Source organism: Halomonas profundus (genome assembly GCF_020865425.1).
GTDB classification, from domain to species: domain Bacteria; phylum Pseudomonadota; class Gammaproteobacteria; order Pseudomonadales; family Halomonadaceae; genus Vreelandella; species Vreelandella titanicae.
The window spans coordinates 4,706,186-4,720,472 of record NZ_CP086344.1 but is presented as its reverse complement, the minus strand read 5'-3'; the positions used below and the strand labels follow the sequence as shown (position 1 = coordinate 4,720,472).

12 protein-coding genes are annotated in these 14,287 nt (G+C 50.9%); 10 read left to right on the top strand and 2 right to left on the bottom strand.

Annotated elements, in window-relative coordinates:
• The first annotated feature begins 69 nt into the window (after positions 1–69).
• Both LMS44_RS21420 and LMS44_RS21415 read left to right on the top strand, forming a co-directional pair.
• Positions 70–852, top strand: a complete 783-nt coding sequence (locus LMS44_RS21420; protein ID WP_022521403.1) for an IclR family transcriptional regulator — start codon at positions 70–72, stop codon at positions 850–852.
• 260 nt (positions 853–1,112) lie between these two features.
• The gene (locus tag LMS44_RS21415; protein WP_022521404.1) at positions 1,113–2,009 is read left to right on the top strand and encodes a LysR family transcriptional regulator; all 897 of its coding nucleotides are present in this window, start codon (positions 1,113–1,115) and stop codon (positions 2,007–2,009) included.
• A gap of 12 nt (positions 2,010–2,021) precedes the next feature.
• On the opposite strand, the gene LMS44_RS21410 is transcribed toward LMS44_RS21415, so the two are convergent.
• Together LMS44_RS21410 and LMS44_RS21405 are read right to left on the bottom strand one after the other, a co-directional pair.
• A complete protein-coding gene (locus LMS44_RS21410; RefSeq protein ID WP_223828074.1) occupies positions 2,022–3,530 on the bottom strand; it encodes an AbgT family transporter in 1,509 nt (502 codons plus the stop codon).
• Positions 3,531–3,600: 70 nt separating this feature from the next.
• Entirely contained in the window at positions 3,601–4,770 is a 1,170-nt protein-coding gene (locus tag LMS44_RS21405) for a M20 metallopeptidase family protein (RefSeq protein ID WP_022521406.1), read from the bottom strand.
• Between the two features lie 640 nt (positions 4,771–5,410).
• Here LMS44_RS21405 and LMS44_RS21400 point away from each other — a divergent pair.
• From LMS44_RS21400 to LMS44_RS21365, 8 genes are all read left to right on the top strand, one after another.
• Positions 5,411–5,533, top strand: coding sequence for a hypothetical protein (locus LMS44_RS21400; RefSeq protein WP_258955999.1), 123 nt, complete (start codon positions 5,411–5,413; stop codon positions 5,531–5,533).
• Positions 5,534–5,593: 60 nt separating this feature from the next.
• Complete coding sequence (locus tag LMS44_RS21395) at positions 5,594–6,121, top strand: TRAP transporter small permease (RefSeq protein ID WP_052475703.1); 528 nt, start codon at positions 5,594–5,596, stop codon at positions 6,119–6,121.
• Entirely contained in the window at positions 6,121–7,407 is a 1,287-nt protein-coding gene (locus LMS44_RS21390) for a TRAP transporter large permease (protein WP_041159080.1), read from the top strand. Before LMS44_RS21395 ends, LMS44_RS21390 begins: the two co-directional genes overlap by 1 nt.
• Before the next feature lie 217 nt (positions 7,408–7,624).
• A complete protein-coding gene (dctP, locus tag LMS44_RS21385) occupies positions 7,625–8,641 on the top strand; it encodes a TRAP transporter substrate-binding protein DctP (RefSeq protein ID WP_022521409.1) in 1,017 nt (338 codons plus the stop codon).
• Between the two features lie 90 nt (positions 8,642–8,731).
• Complete coding sequence (locus LMS44_RS21380; RefSeq protein WP_278370154.1) at positions 8,732–9,661, top strand: SMP-30/gluconolactonase/LRE family protein; 930 nt, start codon at positions 8,732–8,734, stop codon at positions 9,659–9,661.
• A gap of 682 nt (positions 9,662–10,343) precedes the next feature.
• Positions 10,344–11,222: an NAD(P)-dependent oxidoreductase gene (locus LMS44_RS21375; protein WP_199105065.1), complete on the top strand. Its 879-nt coding sequence runs from the start codon at positions 10,344–10,346 to the stop codon at positions 11,220–11,222.
• Positions 11,223–11,272: 50 nt separating this feature from the next.
• A complete protein-coding gene (locus LMS44_RS21370) occupies positions 11,273–12,241 on the top strand; it encodes a TAXI family TRAP transporter solute-binding subunit (protein WP_278370153.1) in 969 nt (322 codons plus the stop codon).
• Between the two features lie 43 nt (positions 12,242–12,284).
• A complete protein-coding gene (locus LMS44_RS21365; RefSeq protein ID WP_190374392.1) occupies positions 12,285–14,267 on the top strand; it encodes a TRAP transporter permease in 1,983 nt (660 codons plus the stop codon).
• Positions 14,268–14,287: the final 20 nt, after the last annotated feature.

Sequence of the window (14,287 nt, the reverse complement as noted above, 5' to 3'; positions counted from 1 at the left end):
GGGCGAGATGCGTCAATTGACCGTGACGGATTACTGGTTAGACATTCGTATTATTTGAAGAGGCGATTAATGACGGCTGACGACGAAGAGCGAGTGCCGCGGCCCAACGTCCAGGGTGCCGCCGCGGTGACCAAAGGACTGCGCTTGCTGCAAGTGATAGCTGAGCTTGGCGTTGACGCGACCATCCGTAACATCCAGGCACGCCTGGGAATGCCCCGGCCTACGGTCTACCGGTTGCTGAACACGCTCGAACAGGAGCGGTTTGTCGAACGTAACCCTTTAGGTGGAGAGTACGTACTGGGTCGCGAGTTGCTGCGTCTCACTCATCAATCGCTGGCGCGGAGCAGCTTGCAGGAACGCGCTCGGGCCACTTTACGCGCCATTGGTAAGCAGACCGGTGAAACGGTGCACTTGGGCGTACCATTTGGCTGCCATATGACTTTCGTTGATAAGGTGGAATCGCCCGAAGCGGTGCGCATGGCTTCGTATATCGGCATGCCAGTGCCAATGCATTCTACTTCGGTAGGTAAGGCTTATCTCGCCGCCCTCGACGAGGCAACCCGTGAGCAGTATCTGGCTCAATTGACCTTAGAGCCTGTCACACATCGCACCTGCACGACGCTTGAGGCGTTACGCAATGAACTCACGCTGACGCGAGAACGTGGTTACGCAATCGATGACCAGGAAAATGAACTAGGCATTATCTGCTTCGGTCAGGCAGTTCGCGGCGCCGATGGTCGCGTTGAAGGGGCTATCAGCGTCAGCGTGCCACGCTATCGACTGCCTGATGATGGGCATCAACGTATATTGGAGTGTATCCATTCGCTATGCAGTGACGCTGGCTTGGTGTAGTGCCTTGGCTTAAGGCGTAATGAGCATTAATTAAATAGAGTGTAGTGCTGTAGGCAAGTCGTGATTAGCTAATATTATTGCGAAATGCCTAAGTCTCTTCGGTAATGGCACTCGCGTAAGCAGTGCCCTCCCAGCGGCGCACTCGGGGAGGTTAAATATCATGATTGTGTAGTCGGTAGCTATGGGGGTAAAAAATTCGATTAGCTTGCTAACATCAGTCTATCATGCTGATTCAATTTTGCGATCCTTACGGCTAGCTCATGGATATACTGGATAAACGTGCTTTCTATTTGTTGGAGGTGAACAGCTGTGGCGGTATTCGCGCAGCGGCAGAGCATCTGCATATCAACCCTTCCGTGGTGAGCCGTCAAGTACGAGGCCTCGAACGAGACTTGGGTATGGCGCTGCTAGAACGGCAGGGGCGTCATGTCATGCTGACGGAAGCGGGCCAATTGGTGGTGGATAGTTTTCTAGCTCAGCGGCGGTTGAACTCAGAGCTGGGGGATACGCTGTCTCGTCTGCGTAACATGCAGGCGGGGAAAGTGGTGGTATCTGTAGGTGATGGCTTTGTGGATAGCTTCATCAATTACGTGATGCGACGGGTTTCGAAGCAGTATCCAGATGTGCTAATCGAGATAAAAACAGGTATTTACTATCCACGCGAACCCCATGAAATGGTGGCTAACGACGAGGTTGATATTGCTATTACCTATGGTCCAGTTTCTGATCCGAGACTCATTGTGCACTCTTTTGAGCGAGGGCCGCTGTGTGCTCTGGTTGCACTGTTTCATCCCCTCGCCAGTCAGGAAAGTGTTTCGGTAGCAGAGCTATTAAAGCATAAGCTAATTTTTCTACCGGACGTGTCGGGTTCGCAGCAATTTGTCAATTCACTGTTTAGCGCCGCCGGGCAACCGGCAACGCCCAGCTATCGCTGCAACTTACATTCCGTTTCACGGAGAATGGCGAGTGCGGGTGTTGGGGTGTCATTTATGACGGCGGCGGCTGCGCGCAATGAAATAGAGTCTGGGTTACTTAAAGCGGTTCCCATTCAGCATCCTATGGCTGCCAGCAGTCAGGGCAACCTAGTGCGCCGAGTCGGCAGAAGGCTGTCGCCTGCTGCCGACTATCTGTGGAAACTTATGCTGACAATGCAGTGATGCTTAGCGGCATCAGTTAGCCATCATGTAAACGCCGGGGCCAATCGGCCATCCCATGGCTAGCCAGAACATCAGAAACGCAGACCAGGCGATCAAGAAGCTCAAGGCAAGTGGAAGCATGGTGGCGATGAGCGTGCCTAATCCCATATCAGGCTTGTAGCGCTGCATATACACCAGGGCGACCGAGAAGTAGGGGCTCATTGGGGAAATGATGTTGGTACTAGAATCACCGATGCGGAACATCGCCAATACAAAGGCGGGATCAAAGTCGATCATCATTAGCATGGGTACGAAGACCGGCGCCATTAATGCCCACTGTGCCGAGCCACTGGTCATAAAGACGTTAAGTACCGCGCTCATCGCAATAAACGCACCTACTAGCGGAAGCCCAGTAAACCCGGTGCTTTGTAGAATGTTTGAGCCTTCAATGGCAATGTACTGACCAAGCTCCGACCAACGGAAGTAGGCAATAAATTGCGAAATGGCAAAGAACAGCACGAGGGTGGGTGCTAGATCGCTAGCTGACTCGGCCATGTGTTTGGGCACGTCACGGCTACTGGTGATCTTGCTGGTAGTGATGCCATAAACCAGCCCAATAGTGACGAAGTAGATAAACATAAGCGGCACCAGCGAGCGTAGGAACGGTGATGGAATCAGGCCGCCCTCTTCATTACGCAGTGGCGATGCCTCCGGTACCACGGCTATTAGCACCAGCGCGAGATAAAGCAAAGTGGCAATGCCGACACGCTTGAGGCCTCGCTTTTCTGCCTCAGTCAATTCTGGTTTGACGATATCAGTTTTAAAGTCCTTGCCCATCGGCAGGGTACGTTGAAGTCTGGGCTCCACTATTTTATCGACAATCAAGGTGCCCATAGTCGCAAGTACAAATACTGAGCAGGCCACGAAATAGTAGTTGTCGATCGGTGACACATAGGCTCCAGGGTTGACTAAACGCGCAGCGTCAGTGGTAATGCCGGCAAACAGTGCGTCCCCTACGGTAATGAAGAGGCTAGCATCAAACCCCGCTCCAGCGGCAGCGTAGGCAGCTGCTGCACCGGCAATCGGATGTCGCCCAACCGAGTAGTACACCATAGCCGCTAAGGGAATTAAGATTAGGTAGTTGGCGTCTGATGCGATGCTGCCGCAAATGCCGGCCATAAATACACAGAAGGTAAGCAGAGAGGGTGGCGCTTTCGCCACACTGACCTGCATCAACGTTGACAACAGGCCGACTTTATCCGCCAAGCCAATGCCAAACATGACGACTAGAATCAGTCCCAGTGGGGGGAAGTTGACAAAGTTACTGACCACACTGGTCAACATGAACTCGATCCCATCCGATGAGAGCAGGCTGCGAACGTAAACCTCTGCATCGGTTTGGGGATTAATCGCAGAAACACCCAAGGTAGCGAGTATGGCGGAAATCATCACGACAATAGCCGCTAGAATGGTAAACAAAATAAAGGGGTGGGGCAGCTTATTGCCCACTCGTTCTATAGAAGAGAGTACGCCTTGCATCATTTTGACCCTTATTTTTAAACGTTATTTTTAAACCTGATGGCTTGGTAAAGGACTATTAGTAAGTGGGTTTTTAGTGCTTGGTTAGCAGTTCTTTGGCTAGGGCTACGAACATTCCGCCTGCCACTGGTAGGATTTGATCATTGAAGTCATAACGCTCGTTGTGCAGGTAAGCACCTTCGCCGTTGCCGACAAAAAAGAAGCAGCCAGGTACTTCCTGGAGATAAAAAGCAAAGTCCTCTGCGCCCATGGTGGGCATATAGTCCAACTGCTGAATATCATTGCTCACGGTGTGCTTGGTGGCTATAGACAGCACTCGTTCCGACCAGGCTTGATCATTGACTAGCGGGGGGACTTGGTGCAGGTGCTCCATATGGTAATAAGCACCATGCGCTGCACAAACACCTTGGGTCACTTGCTCAAGTTTTCCCGCCAATGCTTCTCGGGAAGAGGGTCGGTCGCTACGAATATTAACCAGTAGCTCGGCGTGGCCGGGAATAACGTTGGCAGCATCGCCAGCATGGAAGGAAGCTACTGTAATAACGCCCGCTTCCAGTGGCGATTTATGACGCCCTACCAGCCCCTGCAACTGTTGCACCAGCGATGAACCTATATAAATAGGATCTACCGCCAGGTGCGGCATGGCTGCGTGGCCAGAGACGCCTTCTATAGTGACTTTATAAGTGTCGTTTCCTCCCATTGCCGGGCCAGGTTTAACGAACAGCTGACCGGCAGGAAAGCCTGGGCGGTTATGGTAGCCAAACACGGCGTCCACTTGTGGGTTTTGTAGCACGCCCGCTTTAACCATTAAATCGGCACCGTTTCCACCTTCTTCGCCCGGCTGAAACAGCAGTTTGATATGGCCGCACAGCTCGTCCTGCATTGCCATCATAGTTTCTGCGGCAAGCAGCAGTGTGGCGGTATGTCCATCGTGGCCGCAGGCGTGCATTAGACCTTCTCGCTGGGAACGGTGGGCAAAGGCGTTGGTTTCATTAATCGGCAGTGCGTCCATATCGGCACGAAAAGCAAGCACGGGCCCTTCCCGACCTGTATCCAGTTCCGCCATGACACCAGTGGTGGCGATGCCTTCCGTTACTTGATAACCAAGTTCGCTAAGCCGCTTGGCAACGAGTCTCGCAGTATCGTTTTCTTGGAATTTAAGCTCTGGGTTCTGGTGAAGCTTATGCCGCAGTTCGGTGGCTTCATGCAGTTGCTGTTTTGAAAATACTTGCTCTGAAAACATGTCCTGTCCTTGCCGTTATCGATGTATTTTTTGGCGCTTTTACGTTAAGCGACTTGGCAGGCAGAAAAGAGGCAGTTGAGTAACGAGTTTGTTGCTTTGAAAGCAACATTGGTGGGGGAAGTGACCCCTTGCATAGTTGCACAAGCTATAGCGCAGTGTTCAGGGAGACGAGGATTAGCGACGAACCTATCGTCAAACGTTGAACGACCAAACGACAAGCCGCGGTGATGATGGATATTTTAAAGGCAAAACCACGGCCGTAGGGTGGCTCATGAGTATTCGCTCAGTGTCTCCGAAGTCGATGGTGGGGTCGAAGAGAACCAGCGCAACATAGCGAATGGTTTCCGAGCATGCCCGAAGGATTTCTGTGGACAGTATGAATCCGAGCGGCGGGAGCCAGGGAGACTCCGGGCGAGGCCCTGCATACCGAAGCACGAAGCGTTCCATGCTCTTGTCGAAGTGGTTGCCATGGATGCCTTCTTAGAGGCCACTATTACTACCAAAGTATACCGTGATGATTGAGGCCCTATGAGCTATCGTGTGCATTGTGGTATGCAAAAGTATTCAAAAGTATTCGTTTGCAGGTGTTAGCTTGATTAGCACTCTTGGTTTGTTTGGCCTGAGGACGACGGATGACCTCATGTGTAAAAACGTGGCCGAAGGGGCTGATAAGAAGGTGTTGGAGTGTGAACTACCTGCTGATGAGGTGACGTTTGCCGATGCGCCCGTAGTGATTATTAGACAGCCAAAACACGGCCTTTGAGTCGTTATTAACATTGGCGCACTGAGGTTTATCATGGCGACATTACAGGAACACAGAACCATGACAGGTCATATTGAACAACCCGGCCTGATAAGAGCGTTGGATAAGGTTTGTAGATGCCTGGAAAACGCTCTTATTTTTGTTGCCGGATCTATGATTATTTGCGCCATGGCAATTACTTTTGTCGATGTCGTAATGCGTTATATCTTCAACTCGCCGCTTAATTGGTTTTTTAACCTAATCACCATGTACCTTCTTCCAGGGTCTTATTTTCTGGCGTTCTCTTATGCGTTGAGAACGGGAAGCCATCTGAAGGTTGATTATTTCAAAAGCAAGCTGCCTTTAAAATTTACCAGCTTTTGCCTTTTGGTCTTCGGCCTCATCGCCACATTGATGTTTAGCTATATTGCTTATACCTATTCTTTAAGAGCATACAGTGCCTGGCAAGAGAACGAGATCGTTTATGGCGTTGTGAGCTGGGTTGTTTGGCCGTCTGAATTTATTATCGCTATCGGCTCCTTTGTTTTCTCGTTCAGGTTGTTAATAACAACAATAAATAACTATGTTTCTAAAGGGGGCGAGCTGTGATGGTCATTGCTTTATCTTTTCTCTTTCTGTTTTTTCTTTTGATAATAGGCATTCCGGTTGCAATCAGTCTTGCGATATCCGGTGCTTTGGGCATTTTTCTAACCAATGGGATAGATGTCCTGCTGGGGATCCTATCGGCTTCGCCAGGCTCTGCTCTGACGACCTACGAGCTGCTCACCATTCCGATGTTTATCCTCATGTCGGAATTTATGGGGGTCAGCGGTATCACCGGCTCCCTGTTTAGCGCCATTGCCAAGTGGACAGACAAGATACAAGGTGGCGTGGGGATTGCTGCTGTTGTCACAGGTGCTGCTTTTGGTGCAATTTCTGGCTCCAGTACAGCGGCTGCAGCCACGCTGGGGAAAATCAGCACGCCCGCCATGCAGGCTGAGGGGTATTCTCCGAAAATGGCTGGCAGTATTGCCGCTATTTCGGGCACTATTGCCATGCTGATTCCTCCCAGTGTCGCACTGATTTTCTATGGGCTGCTCAGCGGGGTTAGCATCAGTGACCTTCTGATCGCTGGCATAGTGCCTGGCATATTGGTGACGCTCACTATCGCCATTACCATCAAGATTCTGATCATCCGAAATCCAGTAGCCTCTAATAATAAGACCTATAGCTTCCGCGAAAAGCTGACAGCACTGAAGGTAGCTACCCCCTTTCTGATGCTGTTCAGCGTTGTTACGGGATTAATCTACACTGGCATTGCCACACCCGTTGAGTCCTCTGCTTTGGGTGCACTAGGCGCACTTTTGCTTGCTTTGAAATCAGGCAATCTCAATGCTGAAGCATTCAAAAATGCCGTTATAAATACGTGCTGCATTTCTGCCATGATCGGCCTTATTGTTGTTTGTGCACATGTTTTCGGTTACTTCATAACCATGACCGGCATCACCCGAAACTTAGTCAACTATGTGGGACTGCTGGATGTTTCGCCATACCTTATCTTGTTCTTTTTGGTGATCCTCTATCTGGTGCTGGGGCTGTTCCTAGACCTGATCTCTATTCTGATTCTCACCATTCCTGTGGTTCTTCCGGTTGTCGTCTCGCTCGGGTTCGATCCGATCTGGTTCGGTGTGATCGTTATTTTGTTGGCTGAGATCGGTATTGTCACACCACCGGTCGGCATGAACGTCTTTGTGGTGGCGAAAGTGGCCAATGTGCCTGTCGAGGAGCTTTTCTCAGGCGTCATACCCTACATCGTCATGCTGCTTGGTTTGATCGCTTTGTTAATAGCATTTCCACAGATTGTGCTGTGGCTTCCATCAACGGCTATGTACTGACGCGTAATGTTGGTAACTAGTCTTCGCCAATTTGTAGGAGTTTGGGTCAACGATAGATAGGGTTCATCTATATAAAGGTGGGTTAAGGTTTAAGCTTGTTGTAAAAACGTTATACCTATCATCAATGCACCATGCATTATTGGAAGATTTTGTTTATCCCGCTGTATTCATTAATGACTGGCACAAAAACTGAAGAGCGATAAAAGGGAGTACCATCATGAATAACTATAAAAAGCACCTTCCACTGCTGTTGACGGGTGTTTTGGCATGCGGTTCAGTCTCCGCGGCAGAGGTTGAACCAGTGACATTGAAGTTTGCCGAATGGCTGCCCACCACTTCTTTTGCCATAGAGTATGGGGCCAACCCGTTTATGGAAAAGGTGGCGGAGCTCTCCGACGGACAGATACAGTTCGACTTTTATCCGGCAGAACAACTTGGGCGTGGTTCTGAATCTCTGACCTTGTTGCAGACAGGTGTGGCGGATATTGCCAACGTATCTCCGGCTTATATACCGGAAAAGCTCCCTTTGTCTGGCGTTGTTGAGCTACCGGAAATCGTAAAAAACTCCTGTAGCGCGGCGGATAGCTTCTATGAGATGGCCCAGCCAGGTGGGGCTATTTATGAAGCGGAGTTCAAGCGGCATCACATCCGCCCTCTTTGGGTGGGCAATATGGGGCGCTATCGAATACTGACCAACAACAGCGATATTTCGTCGCTCGATGACTTGAATGGTCTGCGAATGCGTACTGCCGGTGGACCTATGACACTCACCGCTGATGCTCTGGGTTCAAGCCCTGTCACAATGCAGGCTTCAGACGTACTAACATCACTCTCTCGCGGTACGCTGGATGGTGTGTATTACCCGCTTCGAGGCATCCTGGACTATGGCCTTGCACCAGCACTGGATCAATTAATTCCGAACTTCTCCGTCGCTAGCTTTGGTCTCACCTACTCGATTAGTGACCGAGTGTGGGAGCGCCTGTCACAGCAGCAACAGGATATTCTGGTAGAGGCAGGAAGGTACGCTATGCAAACCTACTGTGATTACGTGGATAACTCTGAACCGGAAATCATCCAGACACTTGAGGAGGAGTACGGTATTGCCCAAGTGCCCCTATCTGATAGCGATCTTGAACAAGCACACGCCAACCTTGAAGGCGTCTATGACCGCTGGGCAGAACCCTTGAAAGCGCGCGGCCTGCCAACTCAAGAGGTAATTGAAGGCATGCAGTAAGTGGTGTCGCCGGGCTCAGCAAATGGCCCGGCAGTTTTAGGCGGGTGTGCAGGGCTGCGGGAAAAGCAGGCAGTTCACAGGAGAGATGACATGAGCAGAACAAAATTGCAGGGCAAGGTGCTAGCCAGTGGACTGGCGTTTCCTGAAGGGCCGATTGCCATGGAAGATGGCAGCATATTAGTCGTGGAGATTCAAAGAGGCCGCTTGACGCGTGTCCTACCTGACGGCGAGCTACAGACCGTGGCGGAGGTGGGTGGGGGGCCAAATGGGGCGGCTCTCGGGCCGGATGGGCACTGTTATATCTGCAACAATGGTGGATTCAGTTGGCGTACTGACGATGGCTACAGCCGACCTATCGGCGCTGCATCCGATTATGACGGCGGTTCGATTCAAAGAGTCAACCTTGTCACCGGCTCTGTTGAGACGCTTTACACCCACTGCCAGGGCGTTCCGCTGCATGGCCCTAACGATATCGTTTTTGACGATCAGGGTGGTTTCTGGTTTACCGACTTTGGCAAGAAATTTGATGACCGCATCATGCTGGGTTACCTCTACTATGCCCGATGCGACGGTAGCTCGATTCGCCGCGCGGCAAAGCATCTGCTGACGCCCAATGGGGTTGGCCTGTCGCCAGATGGGCGTATGTTGTACGTCTCTGAAACCGAAACCAGTCGGCTTTGGCGTTATCCGATCACCGCGCCCGGTGAGCTGGGTCAGGAGCCTTGGCCATCTCCCAATGGCGGCAAGTTGGTTCACGGCCTGCCGGGCTATCAGCGCCTTGACTCTATGGCTTTGGAAGAGAGTGGTAACATTTGTGTCGCTACCCTGGTGGATGGGGGGATCAGTGTTTTTTCTCCGCAGGGGGATTTGCTGGAGTTTCATGAAGCCCCTGAAGGGTATTGCACTAATATCTGCTTTGGTGGATCAAACTTGCAGACGGCTTACATCACTCTGTCCGGTTATGGTCAGCTGTTAGCTGTCCCTTGGCCACGCCCTGGTTTGCGTTTAAATAATCAATAACTTCACCAGAGAGCAGGTGCTTTGGAAGTGCTTGAATAAATGGATGTGGCAGGATGTAAATCACAACAGCGATTGCTGATTAGCCAGCCAGTAATGGATGGCTTGAGCACCTCGGCGTAGACGTTCAGCGACGTGCGTCAGCCCAGCCTCTTGAGTAAGCCACTGAGCGCTTCTTGTTTCCTGCCTGCATGCAGACTGGCAGATCCGTGCTTCTTAGCAGGTGCTGTCGGTCTATGGCCCGTTGGTGTCGAGGGGCGGCAAAGTCGTCCGCTCTACCCATCTTCTGGGTGATCTCGGCACTCCTCACTACCTCTATTGCGCTGATCGCCACGCCAGTGGGCTTGCTGCTCCAAGTCCCCCTCTCATTGAGATCGACAACCCCTTGAGGCTGCAGGTTTGTGAGTGCTTATAAACGTACCACACACCCTGAGCGGCCAACGGCTAATGGTCATTGTCACAGGCGCGTACATCCGGTCAGTGCATGGTGCCTGGCGGGGCGCTTTTGTTCAGGCGTTGTTATGGCGCTCGGATCGTTTCCTTCAGAATGTGGGTAGCGGTTAGTTATCGGTTTTTTGCCCTGCATTGCGACCAAAGTATGTCGTGATAGTTGCAGCGCTATAGGCTAGTGTGTGTATTATAGTATCCAACGGTATTCAAGAGTATTCTTATTGGAGGTGTTGGTTTGATTAGTACTATTGGTTTTATTGGCCTGGGGGCAATGGGTGAGCCCATGTGTAAAAACCTGGCCAAAGGGTCTGGTAAGAAGGTGTTGGCCTATGACCTTGCCTCTGAGCCGCTGGAGAGACTGGCGGCTGAGGGTGTGCAGAAGGGCGAGGACGCTCTGCAAGTGGCGCGCGAGAGTGATGTCCTCTTCCTGTCTTTGCCAAGTGGCCAGCATGTAAAAAGCTTGATGCTAGGAGAGGACGGCATTGCCAATGAACTCAAGCAAGGCGCTACAGTCGTCGACCTGAGCACAACCTCCGTAGAGGATGCCAGGTGGTTAGAGCGTGAGCTGCAGGCCTACAAGGTGAAGTTTGCCGATGCGCCTGTCGCGCGCACTCGGCAGGCTGCGATTGATGGCAACTTGTGCGTCATGGTGGGTTGCGCCGAAACCATTTACGGAAATATTAAAGAGCTTCTGCAGCACATTGCATCAGACATTATTCATTGTGGAGATGTTGGCGCCGGCCAGTTGGCCAAGATTCTGAATAACATGGTGCTCTTCGATACTGTGGCCAGCCTGTCCGAGGCATTGGTGATTTGTGAGAAAAGTGGCGCCGACCCTAAAAAGATTTTTGAAGCTATGTCGTTAGGGTCCGCAGATAGCTTTGCCCTGCGCAACCATTGCATGAAATTCATGCTCGAAAATGATTTCCCAGAAAAAAAATTCCCTACCTCATATGCATTAAAAGACCTCAGCTATGCGCTGGAACTGGCAGAGAATTACGGCTTGACGTTGGGAATGGCAGAAAATACGAAGTCCCTATTTCAGAAAGCTATAAAGGAAGGATACGGAGAGCAGTACTTTCCGGTCATCGTCAATAGTATGCGCAATGACTGAGTTTAGTCTTTAACGGAAAGTTAAATATATAACAATTACGAGAGGTGACTATGGCTTATACGAAGCAAGCATCCGTGCTGGCGGTGGTAATTTCCTTATGTGCAGCAGGCGTTGCCCATGCCGATACTCGATTGACGATTGGTTCTACATCCTCTTCGTCATCACATTATGGTTATTTCGTCGCCGTTTCGCAGATCATTAACGAGCATGTCGATGGTGTGCGCTCTTCCGTCATGGAGACGGGGGCAACCATTGATAACTTGAGAAGGATCAAACGTAATCAGGCCGATATGGGGTTAGTGACCACCAATGTTGCCTATGATGCCTATCACGGCGAGGGGGCGTTCGAGGGCAATGAAGTCCCCACTAATGTGCTATGGGTGTATGGCCCTTCGGCTCAGAATGTCGTAGTGAGAGCGGATGCTGGCCTGAACACTATTAGTGATCTGGAAGGTGTCAAATTCAACCCGGGTATTGTTGGATCGGGCACGGAAGCGACTGCCGAAGCGGTGTTTGATGTGATCGGTGTAACGCCTGACTATGTGCGTGGTTCCACAACCGACATGGTTAACCAGATCAAGGATAATCGTGTCAAAGGTTATGTGAAGAGCGGCAATGGCCGAATGCTGGATGCCTCCAGTATCGATATCGCCACTATGACCCCAGTTAATATTCTTGGCTTGAGCGATGAGCAGGCAGATGCCATTCGCCAGGAACTGCCTAGCTTGGGCATCATGAATATTGAAGAGAATGAGGCTGGTGATGACTATCCGGCATATACCACCTGGGCGTATGGCAACACGGTAAGTTCAAGAGCTGACTTGGATGAAGAGGTTGCCTACAACATCGTTAAAGCTATCGTCGAGCATCAGGATGCTCAGGCGGCCGCTTTCTCAGTTTTAAAAGATGCAGATATCCCAGAGATGACAATTGAGCTTGCAACGACGCCTCTTCATCCCGGCGCTATTCGCTATTTTGAAGAGCAGGGATATGAAGTTCCTGAGCATCTTAAACCCTAAGTTGTGAAATAAAGAGTGGTCGTTTTTATGAAATAGAGCTGACTTGAGTGTTAGCTCTATTGCCTTCTGGCGTGAAGTTATCTTCATGGTGAGACTTATGTTAGAAGCTGTTGAATCGGAATCACAGCCTATAGAAAGCACATCATCCAGGCTTCCTGAGGTGATAAAAAAGCTGGTTGCATTCTCACTTGGCATGATGATCCTTTATACGGGGATCGCTGGTGCTTTTGATTCTCTTGTGCAGCGTTCGGTGATGCTGGCAAGTGTGATTTTATTGGCATTCATGGTGTATCCGCCAAGTATAAAAGGACGTTTTCTTTTCCTGGGGCGAGCCATTGATGGCTTGCTGTGCGTTTTTGCCATTGCCGCGTGCCTTTATGTGGCCTGGAATCAAAACCGCATCCTCACGCAGTTGCCCATCGCTGGGGTGGTGGATATCACCTTATGTGTATTTCTGGTGATCACGGTACTGGAAATATGCCGACGCTCCGTTGGGATCGCGTTTCCATTGATGGTGTTGCTGTCTCTGGCTTATGTCTTCTTTGGCGATAGATTGTCAGGTGATTTTGGACATCGTGGGTATGGCGTTGAGTTGGTTGTCGAAACCCTTTTCCTGTCGGATCTGGGGTTGTGGGGCATGCTGACGGGTATTGGCGCGACGGTTATTGCCTCTTTTGTGCTGTTTGGCGCTGTTCTTATCCGTACTGGCGGCAGTAAGGTCTTTATGGATCTTGCCATGATCTTTGCGGCTAACCGGGTTGGTGGGGCAGCCAAGATGGCAACTGTCGCCTCGGCAGCATTCGGTTCGGTAAATGGTAGTGCGGTAGCCAATGTGGCCACCACTGGTGCTATGACTATTCCCTTGATGAAAAGGATGGGCTATCCCGCACCGATTGCTGGTGCTGTAGAGGCGGTGGCTTCCACTGGTGGGCAACTGACACCACCGATTCTTGGTGCGGCGGCATTTATAATGGCCGAGACGTTGGGTGTCAGCTATCTGTCGGTGGCGTTGGCTGCTTTGATCCCTGCGTTGATGTTTTATTCCAGCGTGTTTATGACCATTCACCTAATCGCCTTGAGAAAGGGAATCGGCGGGCTGTCGGAAGAGAACGATGTGCCCAAGATTAGGGATGCCATTAAGCTTTCTAAATCAGCACCGCTGTTAGTTGGTCTTGGGGTGTTGGTGGTGATGGTGTTAAGCGGTCGCTCGGTCGCTTTCTCGGCCTCCTTGTCCATCGTGGGAATGCTGATTACCTATACGGTGGCCGTAATAGTCCGCGGCGAAGGCATCAAGCCGGTACTGAACACTTTTGTTGACTCGTGCGTGGATGCTGGTTACGGAATATTGATCATTATCACGATGCTGGTAAGCGCTCAGATTGTTGTCGCGATGATAAATATGACCGGAGTGGGCGTGACAATATCGTCCTTGGCAGTTGGTCTGGGCGGTGGTTACCTGTTTGGTGTCGCCTTTATTGTGGCGCTGGCCTGCTTGCTGTTGGGCATGGGCATTCCGACAACCGCAGCCTACGTACTGGTAGCGGCGGTCATGGCGCCCGCACTAGTGTCAGCAGGAGTGGAGCCGATTGCCGCGCATATGTTCGTCTTCTACTTCGCGACCATTTCGGTGATTACACCTCCTTTGTGTGTTGCCGTATTTGTTGCTTCCTCGATTGCCGATACCCGCTGGGAAAGAACTGCGCTGCAGGCTGTACGCTTGGCAGCCGTCACCTACGTGATTCCGTTTCTGTTTATTACCTACCCAGGCGTTCTCTTTAACGGAGATGTGTCCCAGATATTGGAAGCGGTGCTGTCTGGCGCAGTGCTAGTGGTATCAGCGTCGATCGTACTCTCTGATATTTTTGAAAAAGACATGAAGAGGAAAATAGGCGCACTGCTGTGCATTGTATCAGCGGCTATGGCCATTATCCCTTCCCTTTATGCCCTGTTCGCGGGAGCGGTTGTACTGCTGTTTGTTCTAGCGTTCGTGAAGCCATTCTCCAGAAATGCTGCAACGTTAAACTAATACATATAACTAAATTGAAG

What these genes read in the sequence shown, in the direction of transcription:
- LMS44_RS21410 (WP_223828074.1), bottom strand. Translation starts at nt 3,530, where the DNA reads ATGATGCAAGGCGTACTCTCTTCTATAGAACGAGTGGGCAATAAGCTG.
- LMS44_RS21380 (WP_278370154.1), top strand. Translation starts at nt 8,732, where the DNA reads ATGAGCAGAACAAAATTGCAGGGCAAGGTGCTAGCCAGTGGACTGGCG.
- LMS44_RS21395 (WP_052475703.1), top strand. Translation starts at nt 5,594, where the DNA reads ATGACAGGTCATATTGAACAACCCGGCCTGATAAGAGCGTTGGATAAG.
- LMS44_RS21400 (WP_258955999.1), top strand. Translation starts at nt 5,411, where the DNA reads ATGTGTAAAAACGTGGCCGAAGGGGCTGATAAGAAGGTGTTGGAGTGT.
- LMS44_RS21390 (WP_041159080.1), top strand. Translation starts at nt 6,121, where the DNA reads ATGGTCATTGCTTTATCTTTTCTCTTTCTGTTTTTTCTTTTGATAATA.
- LMS44_RS21420 (WP_022521403.1), top strand. Translation starts at nt 70, where the DNA reads ATGACGGCTGACGACGAAGAGCGAGTGCCGCGGCCCAACGTCCAGGGT.
- LMS44_RS21415 (WP_022521404.1), top strand. Translation starts at nt 1,113, where the DNA reads ATGGATATACTGGATAAACGTGCTTTCTATTTGTTGGAGGTGAACAGC.
- LMS44_RS21405 (WP_022521406.1), bottom strand. Translation starts at nt 4,770, where the DNA reads ATGTTTTCAGAGCAAGTATTTTCAAAACAGCAACTGCATGAAGCCACC.
- dctP (WP_022521409.1), top strand. Translation starts at nt 7,625, where the DNA reads ATGAATAACTATAAAAAGCACCTTCCACTGCTGTTGACGGGTGTTTTG.
- LMS44_RS21370 (WP_278370153.1), top strand. Translation starts at nt 11,273, where the DNA reads ATGGCTTATACGAAGCAAGCATCCGTGCTGGCGGTGGTAATTTCCTTA.